The organism is Lachnospira intestinalis (genome assembly GCF_040095895.1).
Lineage (GTDB): Bacteria > Bacillota > Clostridia > Lachnospirales > Lachnospiraceae > Lachnospira > Lachnospira intestinalis.
In genome coordinates, this window is record NZ_JBBMFS010000013.1 from 42459 (window position 1) to 58802 (window position 16344).

Below are 16344 nucleotides of genomic sequence, written 5' to 3' on the forward strand. Positions count from 1 at the left end.
ATTTCGGAGGAAAAAATGGATACAAAGACAATTATTGAAACAGCCGAGGAGCATTTGATTCATACCTACAACCGTTACCAGATTGTACTGGATAAAGGGGACGGTGTGCATTTATACGACACAGACGGCAAGGAATATCTGGATTTCGGTGCCGGTATTGCCGTATTTGCATTAGGATATAACAATAAAGAATATAATGATGCCTTAAAGACACAGATTGACAAGCTGGTACATACATCGAACTACTTTTACAACGAACCGGCGGCAAAGGCGGCAAAAATGCTGACCAAAGCGACCGGAATGGACAGAGTATTTTTTACCAACAGCGGTACGGAAGCTGTTGAAGGTGCGATTAAGCTTGCAAAGAAATATGCGTATTTAAAGGATGGCTCAACCGACCATGAAATTATTGCAATGGAACATTCTTTCCACGGCAGAAGCATGGGTGCGCTTGCCGTAACAGGCAACAAGCACTATCAGGAAGCCTTTGGACCGATGATTCCGGGAATCCGTTTTGCACAATACAACAATCTGGAAAGCGTAAAGGAACTTGTAAATGAAAAGACCTGCGCGATTATTTTTGAAACCGTTCAGGGAGAGGGCGGCGTTTATCCGGCAAAGAAGGAATTTATCGAAGGTGTCAGAAAGCTTTGTGACGAAAAGGGTATCCTTTTAATTTTAGATGAAATTCAGTGCGGCATGGGCAGAACCGGTTCGATGTTTGCTTATCAGCAGTACGGTGTGAAGCCGGATATTGTAACGGTTGCCAAAGCTTTAGGCTGTGGTGTGCCGGTTGGAGCATTTGCGGCAAAGGATGAAGTAGCAAAAGCCCTGGTTCCCGGCGATCACGGCACTACCTACGGCGGAAATCCGCTGGCTTGTGCGGCGGCAGTCAAGGTATTTGAACTGTTTGACAGCTTAAAGGTGTTAGACAATGTAAAAGAAGTCGGCGCATATTTAGCTTCCGAGCTGGATAAAATTGTGGCTGAATACGATATTGCGACAGAGCGCAGGGGAATGGGTCTGATTCAGGGCTTACAGCTTAGTGTCAATCCAAAAGACGTGATTGCAAATGCACTCGATAACGGACTGATTTTATTCTCAGCCGGAACAAATGTCATTCGTTTTGTACCGCCGCTTGTTATTACAAAGGCAGATGTGGACGAGATGATTGTCAGACTGAAAAAATCTTTGGATTCTTGCAGATAAGACTTTTTAAAAGAGAAAATACATGCTATAATTAATTGTTATATTAAGACTTGTACCCGCGGTGCAGGTCTTAATATTTGCTTATAAACCCCGTGAAATCATGGAAAGGTAAATTAATTGGTATGAAGATTTTAAAAAGAGTAACAGCAGTTTTGCTCACAGCAGTTGTTGCCGTTTCGTTTACGGCATGCGGCGGACGCAGTGAACATGCAAAAAAGCTGAATATAGATACAGCCGTTTCGATTAATATCTGGTATCAGGACGATGCATATACATCGTATCTGGACTATATCGCACAGCAGTTTCATAAGGCAAATGAATTTATTACGGTCAATCCGGTGAAAGTAGAGGAAAATAACCTGCTGGATGCCGTTTATAACGGCAGCATTGCGCAGAATAATGTGGCAGATGTATATCTTATGGAAGCATCGGATATGCAACGCGCATATTTAATGGGGCTGACGGCGGAAAATGATGCGTATACACAGTACTATTCACAGAAGCATTTTCCGGTGACGGCAGTTAATGCGGCGTGCTATGAAGGAAAACTTTACGGCTATCCGGTCACATTTCATACGGCAGTCATGGTGTATAATAAAAAATATACCACAGCGCCGGAAAATTTTGAGCAGATTGAAGCATTTTTAAATTCATATCAGGTCACAGATGAAAATAAAGATGTCAACATGATTGTGGGCTGGGATACACAGGATTTGTGGACAAATTACGCATTTGGCGGAAGCTATGTGGATAACGGCGGCGCGCAGGGTGAGGAGGCTGAAAGCGATGTCCAGACAGAAGCGTTAAAGGCGGCGATGACAGAGTATGCGGCGCTTCAGAATACTTTTGGAATTGTTGATAAAACACAGGAAGAATATAAGCAGATGTTTATGAACAATCAGCTTATTTATACGATACTGGATTCAACGCAGTTAGCGGACTTAAATGCTTGCGGTGTGGATTACGGCATCTGTGCCGTGCCGGGGGCAAAGACGGGATTTGGTACGCAGAGCCTTTCGGATACGATACTTGCCATGGTCAATCCGTATTCGGAAAACACGGACACTGCCAAGGCAGTAGCGCAGGCAATCAGTTACGATTATGCGGATTTGCTTGAAAAGGATACCGGTTATATCAGCGCGAGAACCGATGTGGCGGACAAGAATAAAAAGGTGCTGTACCAGCCGTTGTATGAAGTATATGCACAGTCCGACAGCTATGCAAAGTATATCGGGGCAGATGAATTTTATGTCAGATATTCCATTTTACTGCACAATATCTGGAAAGGCGAAGATTTAAATGAGTCGGTAGATGCTTTTATAAAGGCAGTCAGCCGTTAAAAAGATGAATAGAAAACCTGTCATTTACTCATATTAGATAGAGAAATTTTATCAATATGGAGGAAGAAATGGCAGGTTTTTTGATTGCAATTATTTCGGGGGCGCTTATGAGTGTCCAGGGGGTATTTAATACAACGGCGACAAAGAGCAGCAGTATCTGGGTGGCGGCATCTTTTGTGCAGATTACGGCATTTGCAACATGCGTGCTGATGTGGTTTTATGACGGACGTCCGCCGGTTAGCGGGCTGTTTCAGGTACAGCCGAAATACGCACTGCTTGGCGGTGTTATCGGTGCATTTATTACGTATACGGTTGTGCGGGCAATGGGAAGCCTCGGAACGGCAAAGGCGGAGATTACGATTGTCATTTCGCAGATTGCCGTGGCATATATCATTGAATTATTCGGCATGTTTGGCAGTAAGCGGGCAGATTTTTCGTGGTTAAAGCTTTTGGGGCTGGCACTGGCAATCGGCGGTGTGGTGCTGTTTAATGTCTGTGGGAATCAGGAATAGCCCCGTAAAAAACAACAAGTGGAAATCTGTGTGCGGGAATGGTATAATAGGCGCAGGTTTTTAGAAATTAGGAGAGAAAGCACGGAGGTACTTTGTGGAAGATTTATTTAAAATACACGGAATTGTAAATTTGAAAAAAGGCGAGGGAAGAACGTTAAAAGCCGGAGGAATGTGGGTTTACGACAATGAAATCGCAAGCACTATGGGAGAAATCGTTGACGGCGGACTCGTAGAAGTACATGATTTTGACGGCTATTTTATGGGTATCGGATATATCAACCGCCGCTCTAAAATTACGGTCAGAATGATGAGCCGCAGAACGAGGGAGATTGACAGGGCATTTATTGAACAGCGCGTGCGCGCCTGTGTGGATTATAGAAAACATACGGTGGATATGTCTTCCTGCCGTCTGATATTCGGCGAAGCGGATTTCCTGCCGGGCATTGTGATTGATAAATTTTCTGATGTGCTGGTTGTCGAATCGCTGGCACTCGGAATTGACCGTTTTAAGCCGCTGATTGTAGAACTGTTAAAGCAGGTTTTAAAAGAAGAAGGCATGCCAATCCGCGGTGTTTATGAAAGAAGCGATGCCAAGGTGCGTCTGCAGGAGGGTATGGAGCGTTTCAAGGGCTTTATCGGAGAAGAATTTGATACCAAGGTATCTATCGTGGAAAACGGCGTGAAATATATGGTTGATGTAAAGGACGGTCAGAAGACAGGATTTTTCTTAGACCAGAAATACAACCGTGCCGCAATCCGTCCGATGTGTAAAGATGCAAAGGTGTTAGACTGTTTTACGCATACCGGTTCATTTGCATTAAATGCGGGCATGGCGGGCGCAAAGAGCGTGCTGGGTGTGGACGCATCGGAACTCGGCGTTGCACAGGCAACGGAAAATGCCGCATTAAACGGACTGTCAGACCGCGTATCCTTTATCTGTGAAGATGTATTTGAACTGCTTCCAAGACTGGAAAAAGAGGGTGAATTGTTTGATGTGGTCATCTTAGACCCGCCGGCATTCACGAAGTCGCGTAATTCTATTAAAAATGCAGTAAAAGGATATAGAGAAATTAATCTGCGTGCAATGAAGCTTGTTAAAAACGGCGGCTATCTTGCAACATGCTCCTGCTCACATTTTATGAATCCGGAGCTGTTTTCAAAGACGATTGGCGAAGCTGCCGCCAATGTGCATAAGCGCCTGCGCCAGATTGAATATAAAACCCAGTCCCCGGACCACCCGATTTTATGGTCGAGAGATGAGGAGTCGCTGTATCTGAAGTTTTATATTTTTCAGGTGTGTGATGAATTGTAGGAATAGTATTAATGTAAATGTCACGGCATATAAATGAATAAAATTATGCTGGTAAAAATTGAACATAAAGAAAAATCCCGGAAAGTTTAACAGACTGCCGGGATTTCTTGATATGTCACGTAAAGTCATAGAAAATCTTGCCGTAAAATATGAAAATGTTGCGAAGGAAGTGTGCAGACAAATGGGTGGAAAAGTATTAAATTATGAAGCAAAAGATATTTTAAATCGTGGACGTGCAGAGGGCGAAGCAGAAGGAATTGCCCGGATGCAGCGTGCGGCGAAACTTTTGCGAATGGGAAAAAGTATTTCAGATGTAGCAGAACTAACGGAACTATCCGAAGAAACGGTTACGGAACTGGCACAGACTGTAGAAGGTTGATTATACGGCAGATAAAAATGATAGAAGACAAAAGGACCCGCCGGGTTGCGCATTCTTACAAAAGTAAGACTAGGCTTGGCGGGTTCTGTTACAAATCATATACGATTAATAAAGATATTTGTCAATCTTTTTTGAAATTAACTTTCCTTCTGAATCCGGATTTCTTCCGGGTAGCTAATCGCGCCCATGGTCGGCACGCGGTATAAAACTCCCTGATTGTCAAAATACTGGAAAAACGTATACTGTGAGGTGCAGTGGATATTGGTCAAATCGCCGTTCGCAATATATTCCACCTGCGTACCGTCGGCATTCATGCGGTATAGACCCGGATTATCATCGCCCTCCAGCTGGAAGAAAATTTTACTGCCGTACAGATTGTAATTAATCACCTTGCAGTTATCTTTTCCGTAAAGCAGTTCAACCGTCTTTGTATTCTTATTGACGCGCACCAGTGAATATCCCTTGGAAATATCAATATAATAAATATAATTCCCCTCGGAATCCGGTAAATATGAATTCGCATCGTAATACAGGGAAATGGAATCGTCCTTCGGGTCGAGTGTGCTGATAACATTTTTCTTATCCGTATTGGAAAAATAAATTTTACCCTCACTGACACAGGACGGATTGTAAGGCGTGTTTGAAACCAACTTATCATTTTCACCGTCAATGTCCATGCGGTGTAAAGTAATGCCGACATCGCTTTCATAGTGCTGGTAATACAGATAATTGCCGCATAGACTGACAGAGCCGGTCAGATGATTGTAAAGCATTGTCGAATTCTGTCCTTCCAAATCCGTCTGATAAATGCCGAATAACTGACCGCGCAGAATCGTACCAATCATTTCTTTGGAAAAATTGTTCTTTACATAATAAATTTTATCATTGTAAATGTTTAACGATGCCACGCTGTCGGAGTTGAGCATACGGGCATTACTGCAATCAGAATCCATAACGTAGAGATAATTGTGGTCGTATGGATTGGCAAAATAAATTTTATTGTTGTACTCGCAAAATAATCCGCCGTTCATTAAATTTCCGGCAGTATTTCCGGCGGCATCGGCGCTGTTCGTCTGCTTTTTCTTCGGCAGGGCATGAACAACCACCGCCACAACAATCAAAACAACGACAACAGCCAGAATGATAAATTTTACACTACGTTTCAGTTTCATAAAAAGCCTCATTTCCTAAAATCATAATTATAAAGAATTATATCACAAATCATAGTGCGATACAAAAAAAAATATGGTATAATGTGCGTAAGCAATGAGCCGTGCCAGACGAAAGAGGAAAAAAGAGCTGTGCTAGCACAAAGCTCTTTTAGACGATTGCGGCTGATAGGGCGAATGCCCGACAGTGAGTGAAAGCCTTCGGCTTTCACTCACATGCACGGCGAAAAGTGCCAGAGCGAAGCGGAAATGAGGATTAAAATGTTAGATTTAGGTGAAATCAGGGAAAAAATAGACGGAATTGATAAACAGCTTGTATCATTATTTGAAGAACGAATGGCACTTTGTCATTCAGTAGCGGAATATAAAATTTCTACCGGCAAGAAAGTGTTGGATACGGAAAGAGAAAATGCAAAACTGGCGGCAATTACAAAAATGGTTCAGAACCCGGAAAATGTCCATGCAATCAATGACTTATTTTCACAGATTATGGCAAATTCCAGAAAAATGCAGTACCGCTTATTGGAAGAAAATGGTCAGACATTACGAGAGCCGTATGAAGCTGTGAACGAAGTGGACAAGACCAACTGCAAGGTCGTTTATCAGGGTGTTCCGGGGGCATACAGCTATATTGCCATGAAGCGTTACTTTGGCGAAAATGTAGAAAATTTTCATGTGCCGACATGGCGGGATGCCATGGAAGCGGTCAAAATGGGCAAGGCAGATTATGCGGTGCTTCCGATTGAAAATTCAACAGCCGGGATTGTGGCAGGTGTTTATGATTTATTGCAGGAATATAATAACTATATTATTGCAGAAACTTATATCAAGGTAGAACATGCACTGCTTGGTCTTCCGGGTACGGATTTGGACAAAGTAACAACTGTTTATTCCCACCCGCAGGGCTTAATGCAGTGTGAAGGATTTTTGGAACAGCACAAGGACTGGAATCAGATTAGTCAGGCAAATACAGCGCAGAGCGCCCAGAAGGTGCTTTTGGAAAAGAATCCGTCCCATGTTGCCATTGCAAGTGAAGAAGCGGCACAGGTATACGGACTGGAAGTGTTAAAGCATAAAATTAATGATTTGGACAACAATACGACCCGTTTTGTCATTGTTACGAATACAAGAAAATTTGTAAAAAATGCGAAGAAGATGAGCATTGTATTTGAAACGGCAAACGAAGCCGGAACACTCTACAACCTGTTAAGCCACATCATTTACAACGGACTTAACATGAACAAAATTGAATCACGCCCGATTGAAGGCAGAGAGTGGGAGTTCCGCTTTTTCGTAGACTTTGAAGGCAATATTGATGACCCGCGGGTTATTAACGCATTGCGTGGCATTGAGGAAGAATCCAAAAAGATAAAGCTGCTGGGAAATTACTAATTTCCCGGCGGGATATCCGTATAGAATGTGATTTTAAAGAGGGGGAAAGTCTATGAATATAGCTATATGTGATGATGATATAGAATTTTGCACCACATTAAAGCGACAGTTGACAGACTGTCTTCAATATAACGATATTATTGATATTTATTATAGTGGGGAAATGTTTCTTGCAGGCTGTAAAAAATGTAATTATGATGCCGTTTTTCTGGATTTGTATATGGGTGGAATGACGGGATTTGAAACAGCAGAAAAGCTGGCTCATTGTGGAAAGGAAACGAATATTATTTTTCTTACCTCAAATGATTTAATGGTATATGACAGCTTTGAATATCAGCCGTTCTATTTTTTAAGGAAGGCACAGTATCAACAGGTACTTCCGAAGGTAATCAGTAAATTAAAAGGAAAATTAAAACAAAATGGAATCGTACAATTTGATATATATGGCAGTAGTGAAAGTATAGCAGTTTCCAGTATCATATATATTCAAAGCGATAATCACTATATTATAATCCACACAAACAAATATGATTATGAAATCAGAAATACGCTGTCCCAAATGGAAAAACAGCTTTTGTCATATGATTTTGTAAAAATACATAAAAAATATATTGTAAACTTAAAGTATATAAAAAGAATTCATATAGCGGAAGAAAAAATACTTTTAGATAATGGAGTAGAATTGGAAATTAGCAGAAGGAATAAGACTAATGTATTGAAAAAATATAAGGAATATAAAAGAACGATGGTGAAGGTATGATATGGGGATATGGAAGTGATAAATTTTTAGTAAATGGACTAGGAAGTATTTTTATCAGTTTGTTAATGTTAGAACAGATGCATACACTTTTAGCAGTTCCGTCACAAAAAGACAGAGAAAACAGATATATAGCAATGGGGGTTGCTGTGATAGGAATTACGGTATTTATGCAGTTTTTATGGATAAATGAGTATTCTGTGTGGTGGAATATTCCGGCACAATGGGTTATGTTAAGTATATATGGAATTATTGGAGAAAAAGCAAAAGGGTATGTGGCAGTTAGCAAAGCGACAGTTGTAATAACGTTTTTTAGTATTGCCGTTATATTAACAAATGGAATAGTATCTACGATATTAATAAAAATATATATGGTGAATTTGTCAGTTATATATTTTTTTGTAGCATTGTTAAGTATGTGGGGAATAAAAAAAATATCCGGATTATCTAATACAGCAGAGAAGGTATTGCTTGTAGTTGTTGTCATTATATCAGTAGGAATAGTGTATTTGCTGCTGTTTACGACAGCAAGCAGAATGTATAGTGTAGTAGGCATTGTATTAATTGATAGTATACTAATTTATCTTTTTTTGCGGACAAAAGAAGAACAACAAAGAGAACAATACTATATGCAGCAGGAACGAAAACGGCAGCAGCAGGAATTATATATGCGCGGTATTCATGAAATTGATGAGCAGATAAAAAAAACAAGGCATGATTTAAAAAAGCACTTGCAGAGCCTGAATGGGTATCTTTACAGTGAAATACCGGATATTGAGGGAATGCGTCGTTATTTAGCAGAATATACGCAAAGAACACTTATATTGGGAGATATGGTTTATACAGATAGTATTGTTGTCAATACTATTCTAAATGCAAAATTGATGTTTTGCAGGGAAAAAGGAATACAGACAGAGGTATATGTATGCCGGAAGTTAAAACAGATATCCGAAGTAGATATGTGTAGTATATTGGGAAATGCACTGGACAACGCTATAGAAGCGCAGCTTAAACTTCCTGTAAATGACAGGATTATTGGAATCAGCATTCAAAGTGATGAAGATGTACTGGATATCGTGATTAAAAATGCGATTGCAGAATCAGTCCTGCAACATCAGGGATTGGAATACACAAGTAAAAAAAGCAGTAGGCACGGATATGGCATAAAAATTATAAAGGAAACGGTACAGCAGCTGGATGGAACACTAGATTTTTATGAAAAAGACAGTTTTTTTTATTGTGAGATTATATTGTAAAAAAATGACCGTTTACGTCAAAATAACGACCGTTTACGACAGAGGGGATTGTAATACATATTTAGATTATGTATGATTGACAAGAAGTATTTGATTAATAATAGGAGCAAGACATGAAGAAAAAATTATGGTTATAGTAATTGTTGTTATTATTGTAATAATACTGTTTTATTTTAAATCTAGGAAACTGGATTCGCTGTATGCAGGAAATATTTCGGATATTGAGCAAGTGAGTATTGTATCCGGCGGAACGGGAGATATTGTTGTAGTTAAAAATACGGAGGATATAGAAAAGCTTGCACAATATTTTGGGGAGTGCAAATTACAACCGGATTATTTTTATAGTGATTCAAAACAGGCTGGAGTTACGGGATAAAATTTGAATGGGAAAATAAACAAATATTCATTACCTGTATAGATACCAACCGGGTTAAGGTAGATACCAAAGTCTATAAAGTGAAAAGAATGGAGGGAATACTATGAAAACGATGAAACGAATCATTCCGTTCACCATACTCATTTTGGCAGCAGTCATATTGTTTGTGGTGTGGTTTCGGGCATATGTTCCGGTAAAAAGCGAAGCATTTCACACAGACGGAAGCAAAATCGAATTTGGAGAAAATACCGCATATGAAATCGGTGCAAATTCATATGGACGTCCGGTATTCAAAAATCCGTCAAAAGCCATGAAACAGTTCAAAAAGGATTATGCTTTGGGACTGGATTATATGGAAAATGTAAGGGGCTTACCTCAATTTAGCAGTAAATATAAAGTATTAACATGGTATGCATGGCACTGCTGGCAGGTAGAAGTTGTCGAAGACATTGAGAATAAAGAGGAAGTAAAAGAGCAGTTAAGAGCGATTTCGGAGTTTGCCAATTTTTATATCAACAGTAAAATGCAGCACTATAATCCGTTTTAGGCGTCACAAAGCCACTTTTTATCGCAGAGCCAAATCTGACATTTGGCTCGCGATTCCTCCGGCAAAGTGCCTACGGAAAAGGGGAGTGTGAAAAATCACACTGATGTGCTGATTTTTCACACAGATGTTTGCTTCCGGGCGAAAGCAAACATCTATGATGGCAGATGAGAAATCGCCTGCGCGAATTTCTCATCGCCTCATCGCAACAAGTTGTTCGGAATAGGAGGAGTATGAAAAAAATCAGTTGCATCATCGTTACGGTAATATTGCTTCTGTGTACAGTCGCCGGGTGCAGTAAGCCGGAAGGCACGAGAAAACTTTCGGATATTGTCAGTGAAAAAGTGCAGGATATTGCAGTTGTGAATATTATCAGCGGGAACACCGGTGAAATAAAAAGTTATAAAGAAGCCGATGATATTGATAAGATTACGGCGTATATGCAGAATGTGATGTGTACGAAAAGTTCACCGGCATCTGCGAGCGGCTGGAGTTATGCATTTGAAATCACGGGAACGGACGGTACATCGGTAAAGGTTATTTTCGCAGGCACGAACAGCAGCATTGACAAAGAAAAGTATGCACTGCAATATTCGGATTTGAATGAATTTATAGCAGGTTTGTAAAAATATAAGACAAAGTATAAAATAAAAAACATTGCATTTCCGAAAAAAATAGTGTATCTTAATAGTAGCTGCTGTACGACTGGCGGAAAATGCAGGAAGATGTAAAGAACCATTCTCCTGTATGTGGGATTACCCACAGGGAGTACAGATTTTGTAGATAAGCCGACCGCCTGGGCGACCATTAAAGCTTGGTTACTCAGGGGCCGGCTTATATTATTTTTACGAAGATTTATGCCATAGAGGTGCAAATCTTCAATCGAAAAACTACAGTGCTGCATAGGCAGTGGAAAGAGAGGATTGTATGGAAATGCAGATGTTGGAAAAGGAACTGTCAGGCTGTGATTATCCGGGCAGAGGAATTGTGATTGGTAAGTCAGAGGACGGAAAGAAAGCGGTAACAGCTTACTTTATCATGGGCAGAAGCGAAAACAGCCGCAACCGTGTATTTGTAGAAGACGGTGAAGGAATCCGCACACAGGCATTTGACCCGTCAAAATTAAGTGACCCAAGTCTGATTATCTACGCGCCGGTACGTGTTTTAGGAAATGATACGATTGTAACAAACGGCGACCAGACAGATACGGTTTATGATTTAATGAGCCAGGGAAAGACATTTGAAGAATCTTTAAGAACAAGAGAATTTGAACCGGACGGACCAAACTACACACCGAGAATTTCAGGCATTATGCACATTGAAAACGGCACATTTGACTATGCAATGTCGATTTTAAAGAGCAACAACGGCAATCCGGCAGCCTGCAACCGCTATACATTTGATTACAGAAATCCTGTAGCGGGTGAAGGACGTTTTATCCATACTTATATGAAAGATGCCAATCCGCTTCCGAGTTTTGAAGGCGAGCCGACATGGGTTCGGATTTCAGGTGATATTGACACATTTACAAATATGATCTGGAACAACTTAAATGAAGACAACAAGGTATCTTTATTCGTCCGTTTCATCGACATTGAAACCGGAAAGTACGAAACAAGAATTATCAATAAAAATAAATAAGTCAGATTCCGCAGAAGCGGCAAGGAGGAAAAAATGAACGAATTTCAGTTAAAATACGGCTGTAACCCAAATCAGAAGCCGTCCAGAATCTTTATGGCAGACGGCAGTGAACTTCCGGTAGAAATCTTAAACGGCAGACCGGGATATATCAATTTCTTAGATGCTTTCAACGGCTGGCAGCTTGTAAAGGAATTAAAAGAAGCAACAGGACTGCCTGCGGCAACCTCTTTTAAGCATGTATCTCCGGCTGGTGCGGCAGTAGGCATTGCTTTAACAGAAGTTGAAAAGAAGATTTACTGGGTAGATGAAACAATTGGAGAACTTTCACCGCTTGCATGCGCATATGCAAGAGCAAGAGGTGCAGACAGAATGTCCTCTTTCGGCGATTTCATTTCTCTTTCAGACGTGTGTGACGTGACAACCGCGAAGCTGATTCAGCACGAAGTTTCAGACGGTATCATCGCACCGGGTTATGATGAAGAAGCACTGGCGATTTTAAAGGCAAAGAAAAAGGGCAACTATAACATTATCAAGATTAATGCGGATTACAAGCCGGAACCAATCGAGAGAAAGCAGGTATTCGGTGTTACATTTGAACAGGGCAGAAATGAATTTAAGATTAACAAGGAACTGCTTGAAAATATTGTAACAGACAATAAGGAAATTCCTGAATCCGCAAAGATTGATCTGATGATTGCACTTATCACGTTAAAGTATACACAGTCCAATTCTGTATGCTATGCAAAAGGCGGACAGGCAATCGGTATCGGTGCGGGACAGCAGTCCAGAATCCATTGTACACGTCTTGCAGGCTCTAAGGCAGACAACTGGTTCTTACGTCAGAATCCAAAGGTATTAAACCTTCCGTTTAAGGAAAATGTAGGACGTGCCGACAGAGATAATGCGATTGATTTATATATTGGCGAAGATTACATGGATATTTTGGCAGATGGCGAATGGGAAAGAGTATTTACAGAAAAGCCGGAAGTATTTACAAAGGAAGAAAAGCGTGCATGGCTTGATAAGAATACAGATGTGGCATTAGGCTCAGATGCATTCTTCCCATTTGGCGATAACATTGAAAGAGCATACAAGAGCGGTGTAAAATATATTGCACAGCCGGGCGGTTCAATCCGTGATGACAATGTAATTGAAGCCTGCAACAAGCACAACATTGCAATGTGCTTTACAGGCATGAGATTATTCCATCACTAAGAACAGCACCCGGAAAGGGCAGTGGAATGGAGATGAACGGAAAATGGATATTAAATGTATAGCATTAGACCTCGACAGGACAACGTTAAATGCACAAGGGAAACTTTCAAAGGCAAATGAAGAAGCAATCCGTAAGGCGGTTGCAAAGGGAATTCATGTGTGTATTGCCAGCGGAAGGGCATTTGACACACTGCCGCAGGACGTTGTTTCCATTCCGGGCATTGAATATGCGATAACGAGTAACGGAGCTGCTGTATATAGAATACAGGACAAGCAGTGTCTGCGTTCCTATGTGCTGACGGAGCAGTCTGTAAAAAAGATTCTGGAACTGACAAAGGATTTTCCTGTTACGTATGAGGGATTTATCCGTGGCACGGCATATGCGGCAAAAGAATATATTGAAGACCCGGTAAAATTCGGAGCAACAGAGCATGCCGTGGCATATGTGCAGTCTACCAGACATTTGCAGGACGATATTGTTTCATTTTTAAAGCAGCATGATGATGAACTTGACAGCATGGACATTGTGGTAAAAGATGAAGCACAGAAGCAAAAGGTCATCGAAGTTTTAAAGGCAGAGGTGGAGGATATTTATATCACCAGTTCAATCAGCCAGCTTGTGGAAATTTCATATAAGGACGCAGGAAAACGTTCCGGTGTGAAATTTATCACAGAATATCTGGGATTAAATCCAAAGCAGGTTGCGGCATTCGGCGATGCAGACAATGATATTGATATGCTGGAATATGCAGGCTGCGGCATTGCTATGGAAAATGCGTCCAATGGACTGCTTGCGGTGGCAGACGCGGTGACACTGCACCATGACAGGGACGGCGTTGCCTATGCTTTGAAAAATATTTTGAAGTGTATAGATTAAAGATAAGGGATAAAAGAACAGCACCGGAGAGAAAAGTGGCAGATGCAGATATGCGCTAAGGAGTTTCCGGTGCTGTTTTTGAATTAAAAAAGTGTTATCTGCGGTGCTTTTTGATTTCATCCAATAAAGAGTATGGCACGAATAAATGTCCCCTGCCGATACCCAGTTCAATGTGCGGTTTGTTGGCACCGTGATAGTCCGAACCACCGGAAAGAATCAGTCCGCGCTCACCGGCAAGTTTTTTCATCTGGATTTCCTCACCGGCAGTATAGGTGGAATAGATGGCTTCCAGTCCGACAATGCCCGAATCGCAGAGGTAGTCCATAAGCTTATTCATCGGTTCTTTTCCGAGGTGGTATAAAACAGGATGTGCAAGGATTGGAACGCCGCCCGCATTTTTTATCAGGCGGATAGCTTCGGCGCAGGGCATTTTTTTACGCGGCACATAGCACGGACCGTTTGAACCGATATAACGGTCAAAGGCTTCGTTACGGCTTTTTATATAGCCTTTTTTAAGCAGGTAATCCGCAAAATGCGCCCGCGTAATGACGGCATCGGCATATTCCTTTTCCATATCACTGTAATCAATCGGAATGCCAAGCTGTGTAAATTTTTCACACATGGCAATGTTGCGGTTACGGCGGACATCACGCAGACTTTCCAGTTCTTTTTGGAAGGTTTTGTCCGTATAATCAATAAAAAGGCCGACAATGTGGATTTCCTTTTCGTCCCAGAACGTACTTAATTCAACACCGGGAACAAGCTCTAGGTTTTGTTCGCTGGCAGCCTGTACGGCTTCGGGAATCCCTTCAATGGTATCGTGGTCGGTCAGCGCCATGGCGGCAAGGTGAAACTGCTTTGCACGGCTGATAAGCTCAGAAGGTGTCAGCGTTCCGTCCGAAAAGGTTGAGTGTACATGTAAATCTATCGCGTCCATAAAAGTCCTCCCTTAAGTGCAATTTTGCACAATTTTATAATTTTTTCATTGTAATTATATTATTTTTAGTTTAAAATGTAAATTAATTGCAGAAAAAAATTTAATGTAATTTAAAAAGCTGTTTTATCCAGCGGAATGCGAGGCAAAATGAGAAAGAAATCCCATGTTTCACTGTCAAGATATTTATTAGATCATATTGACAGCGAGTTACTTGAAAATCACAGAAAGGCATTTATTGTCGGAAGCGTGCTTCCGGACTGCAAGCCTTCGTTTGTAACTACGAAACATAATATGGAAGAAACCTTTGATATGGTGTGTGAATTTATCAGAAAGCTCACCGTGAATTCAGATGATTATAAAAAAATATCGACAGCCTATTGCCGGAAGCTGGGGGAGGTGACCCACTATCTGGCGGATTATTTTACATTTCCACATAATTGTGTATTTACAGGTTCTATCAGGGAGCATTGTATCTATGAAAAAAAGCTGAAATTTGCATTAAGAAGTTACATACGCAGTGGAGAAATTAATGTAAACAGCACGGTTGTGAGGCGCTTTACAACGCCGCAGCAGTTGTGTGACTATGTAATCCAGATTCACCAGCAGTATTTAAAGTGCAATAAAACGGTGGAATCGGATTGCAGATATATCGTGGCACTGTGCCATGTTGCAGTTGCAGGAATTTTAAATCTGCTAGAACACTACAGAAATTCGAATCCGGTGTCTGCGGCAGCAGCGGCTTAAAGTCATCAATACTGAAAACCTTGCAGAGAGGAGCGGAGATTGTTATGGAAGACAGACAGATTGTAATCGGCGGATTTTACAGGCATTTTAAGGATAAATTATATCAGGTCAGATGTATTGCGTATCACTCCGAAACCAAAGAAAAAATGGTTGTGTATCAGGCGTTGTACGGCGATTATGCGGTATATGTAAGACCTTATGAGATGTTTATGAGTGAAGTTGACCACGAAAAATATCCGGAAGTTACACAGAAATACCGGTTTGAACAGGTAAATCCGGTGGAAGAACCGGCACAGCGGGAAGTGGCAAAAGCTTTAGAGAAAGCACAGGAAGTACAGCCACAAACTGCCGGTGCGGAAAAACTGCCGGATACGCAGGAAAATTCAGAACTGGAACCTGTAGAATCAATAGAATTGGAAGAACTGCCACAGGAGGGAGGCGTAAATCCGTATCTGTTGCTGTTTCTGGACGCGGAAAGCTACACGGAAAAATTAAATGTGCTTTCGCTGTGCAAGGACAAATTAGACGATTCGGTGATTAACGCAATGGCAGCTTCTATGGAGATTGAGGTCCCGGACGGACCGATTGAAAAACGGTATGCATCACTTCGGGACTGTATCAGGACACATGTCCGTTACGAGGGAACGAGGTTAAGATAGCATTATGCCTTTATGACAATGGCGG

Annotated in this window: 18 protein-coding genes and 1 riboswitch; of the genes, 16 read left to right on the forward strand and 2 right to left on the reverse strand. The window is 41.2% G+C overall.

Annotated elements, in window-relative coordinates; all coding sequences use genetic code 11:
* Nucleotides 1–15: 15 nt before the first annotated feature.
* The 5 genes from WMO37_RS12785 (at nucleotide 16) to WMO37_RS12805 (ending at nucleotide 4752) form a co-directional block, all read left to right on the forward strand.
* Complete coding sequence (locus tag WMO37_RS12785; RefSeq protein ID WP_349155197.1) at nucleotides 16–1209, forward strand: aspartate aminotransferase family protein; 1194 nt, start codon at nucleotides 16–18, stop codon at nucleotides 1207–1209.
* Between the two features lie 122 nt (nucleotides 1210–1331).
* On the forward strand, nucleotides 1332–2549 hold the full coding sequence (locus WMO37_RS12790) for a sugar ABC transporter substrate-binding protein (RefSeq protein WP_349155198.1): 1218 nt from the start codon (nucleotides 1332–1334) through the stop codon (nucleotides 2547–2549).
* Nucleotides 2550–2617: 68 nt separating this feature from the next.
* Nucleotides 2618–3061: a DMT family transporter gene (locus WMO37_RS12795; protein WP_022431849.1), complete on the forward strand. Its 444-nt coding sequence runs from the start codon at nucleotides 2618–2620 to the stop codon at nucleotides 3059–3061.
* A 94-nt stretch (nucleotides 3062–3155) separates the two neighbouring features.
* The gene (locus WMO37_RS12800; protein ID WP_349155199.1) at nucleotides 3156–4373 is read left to right on the forward strand and encodes a class I SAM-dependent rRNA methyltransferase; all 1218 of its coding nucleotides are present in this window, start codon (nucleotides 3156–3158) and stop codon (nucleotides 4371–4373) included.
* Nucleotides 4374–4431: 58 nt separating this feature from the next.
* Complete coding sequence (locus WMO37_RS12805) at nucleotides 4432–4752, forward strand: hypothetical protein (RefSeq protein WP_349155200.1); 321 nt, start codon at nucleotides 4432–4434, stop codon at nucleotides 4750–4752.
* 137 nt (nucleotides 4753–4889) lie between these two features.
* Here the strand turns inward: WMO37_RS12805 and WMO37_RS12810 are convergent, their stop codons facing one another.
* Nucleotides 4890–5924, reverse strand: coding sequence for a DUF5050 domain-containing protein (locus tag WMO37_RS12810; RefSeq protein ID WP_349155201.1), 1035 nt, complete (start codon nucleotides 5922–5924; stop codon nucleotides 4890–4892).
* A gap of 258 nt (nucleotides 5925–6182) precedes the next feature.
* Here WMO37_RS12810 and pheA point away from each other — a divergent pair, with 258 nt between their 5' ends.
* The 9 genes from pheA (at nucleotide 6183) to WMO37_RS12855 (ending at nucleotide 13979) form a co-directional block, all read left to right on the forward strand.
* Complete coding sequence (pheA, locus tag WMO37_RS12815; RefSeq protein ID WP_349155202.1) at nucleotides 6183–7313, forward strand: prephenate dehydratase; 1131 nt, start codon at nucleotides 6183–6185, stop codon at nucleotides 7311–7313.
* Nucleotides 7314–7365: 52 nt separating this feature from the next.
* On the forward strand, nucleotides 7366–8073 hold the full coding sequence (locus WMO37_RS12820; protein ID WP_227089170.1) for a LytR/AlgR family response regulator transcription factor: 708 nt from the start codon (nucleotides 7366–7368) through the stop codon (nucleotides 8071–8073).
* A complete protein-coding gene (locus WMO37_RS12825; protein WP_022432465.1) occupies nucleotides 8070–9326 on the forward strand; it encodes an ATP-binding protein in 1257 nt (418 codons plus the stop codon). The genes WMO37_RS12820 and WMO37_RS12825 overlap by 4 nt, the downstream gene beginning before the upstream one ends.
* 127 nt (nucleotides 9327–9453) lie before the next feature.
* The gene (locus WMO37_RS12830; RefSeq protein WP_349155203.1) at nucleotides 9454–9702 is read left to right on the forward strand and encodes a hypothetical protein; all 249 of its coding nucleotides are present in this window, start codon (nucleotides 9454–9456) and stop codon (nucleotides 9700–9702) included.
* A 103-nt stretch (nucleotides 9703–9805) separates the two neighbouring features.
* Complete coding sequence (locus tag WMO37_RS12835; protein WP_227089173.1) at nucleotides 9806–10249, forward strand: hypothetical protein; 444 nt, start codon at nucleotides 9806–9808, stop codon at nucleotides 10247–10249.
* A gap of 230 nt (nucleotides 10250–10479) precedes the next feature.
* On the forward strand, nucleotides 10480–10872 hold the full coding sequence (locus WMO37_RS12840) for a hypothetical protein (RefSeq protein ID WP_349155204.1): 393 nt from the start codon (nucleotides 10480–10482) through the stop codon (nucleotides 10870–10872).
* Between the two features lie 65 nt (nucleotides 10873–10937).
* Nucleotides 10938–11055: riboswitch (ZMP/ZTP riboswitch) on the forward strand.
* Between the two features lie 118 nt (nucleotides 11056–11173).
* Nucleotides 11174–11887, forward strand: a complete 714-nt coding sequence (locus tag WMO37_RS12845; RefSeq protein ID WP_022432547.1) for an IMP cyclohydrolase — start codon at nucleotides 11174–11176, stop codon at nucleotides 11885–11887.
* A 33-nt stretch (nucleotides 11888–11920) separates the two neighbouring features.
* A complete protein-coding gene (locus WMO37_RS12850) occupies nucleotides 11921–13102 on the forward strand; it encodes a phosphoribosylaminoimidazolecarboxamide formyltransferase (RefSeq protein WP_349155205.1) in 1182 nt (393 codons plus the stop codon).
* Nucleotides 13103–13145: 43 nt separating this feature from the next.
* Entirely contained in the window at nucleotides 13146–13979 is an 834-nt protein-coding gene (locus tag WMO37_RS12855; protein ID WP_349155206.1) for a Cof-type HAD-IIB family hydrolase, read from the forward strand.
* Nucleotides 13980–14073: 94 nt separating this feature from the next.
* On the opposite strand, the gene WMO37_RS12860 is transcribed toward WMO37_RS12855, so the two are convergent.
* Complete coding sequence (locus WMO37_RS12860; protein WP_022432544.1) at nucleotides 14074–14916, reverse strand: PHP domain-containing protein; 843 nt, start codon at nucleotides 14914–14916, stop codon at nucleotides 14074–14076.
* Between the two features lie 147 nt (nucleotides 14917–15063).
* On the opposite strand from WMO37_RS12860, the gene WMO37_RS12865 reads away from it, so the two are divergent.
* A complete protein-coding gene (locus tag WMO37_RS12865; protein ID WP_022432543.1) occupies nucleotides 15064–15660 on the forward strand; it encodes a zinc dependent phospholipase C family protein in 597 nt (198 codons plus the stop codon).
* A 44-nt stretch (nucleotides 15661–15704) separates the two neighbouring features.
* Entirely contained in the window at nucleotides 15705–16319 is a 615-nt protein-coding gene (locus WMO37_RS12870) for a DUF1653 domain-containing protein (protein WP_349155207.1), read from the forward strand.
* Nucleotides 16320–16344: the final 25 nt, after the last annotated feature.

What these genes read in the sequence shown, in the direction of transcription:
- WMO37_RS12820 (WP_227089170.1), top strand. Translation starts at nt 7,366, where the DNA reads ATGAATATAGCTATATGTGATGATGATATAGAATTTTGCACCACATTA.
- WMO37_RS12850 (WP_349155205.1), top strand. Translation starts at nt 11,921, where the DNA reads ATGAACGAATTTCAGTTAAAATACGGCTGTAACCCAAATCAGAAGCCG.
- WMO37_RS12855 (WP_349155206.1), top strand. Translation starts at nt 13,146, where the DNA reads ATGGATATTAAATGTATAGCATTAGACCTCGACAGGACAACGTTAAAT.
- WMO37_RS12845 (WP_022432547.1), top strand. Translation starts at nt 11,174, where the DNA reads ATGGAAATGCAGATGTTGGAAAAGGAACTGTCAGGCTGTGATTATCCG.
- WMO37_RS12825 (WP_022432465.1), top strand. Translation starts at nt 8,070, where the DNA reads ATGATATGGGGATATGGAAGTGATAAATTTTTAGTAAATGGACTAGGA.
- WMO37_RS12860 (WP_022432544.1), bottom strand. Translation starts at nt 14,916, where the DNA reads ATGGACGCGATAGATTTACATGTACACTCAACCTTTTCGGACGGAACG.
- WMO37_RS12870 (WP_349155207.1), top strand. Translation starts at nt 15,705, where the DNA reads ATGGAAGACAGACAGATTGTAATCGGCGGATTTTACAGGCATTTTAAG.
- WMO37_RS12840 (WP_349155204.1), top strand. Translation starts at nt 10,480, where the DNA reads ATGAAAAAAATCAGTTGCATCATCGTTACGGTAATATTGCTTCTGTGT.
- WMO37_RS12795 (WP_022431849.1), top strand. Translation starts at nt 2,618, where the DNA reads ATGGCAGGTTTTTTGATTGCAATTATTTCGGGGGCGCTTATGAGTGTC.
- WMO37_RS12810 (WP_349155201.1), bottom strand. Translation starts at nt 5,924, where the DNA reads ATGAAACTGAAACGTAGTGTAAAATTTATCATTCTGGCTGTTGTCGTT.
- pheA (WP_349155202.1), top strand. Translation starts at nt 6,183, where the DNA reads ATGTTAGATTTAGGTGAAATCAGGGAAAAAATAGACGGAATTGATAAA.
- WMO37_RS12830 (WP_349155203.1), top strand. Translation starts at nt 9,454, where the DNA reads ATGGTTATAGTAATTGTTGTTATTATTGTAATAATACTGTTTTATTTT.
- WMO37_RS12835 (WP_227089173.1), top strand. Translation starts at nt 9,806, where the DNA reads ATGAAAACGATGAAACGAATCATTCCGTTCACCATACTCATTTTGGCA.
- WMO37_RS12790 (WP_349155198.1), top strand. Translation starts at nt 1,332, where the DNA reads ATGAAGATTTTAAAAAGAGTAACAGCAGTTTTGCTCACAGCAGTTGTT.
- WMO37_RS12865 (WP_022432543.1), top strand. Translation starts at nt 15,064, where the DNA reads ATGAGAAAGAAATCCCATGTTTCACTGTCAAGATATTTATTAGATCAT.
- WMO37_RS12785 (WP_349155197.1), top strand. Translation starts at nt 16, where the DNA reads ATGGATACAAAGACAATTATTGAAACAGCCGAGGAGCATTTGATTCAT.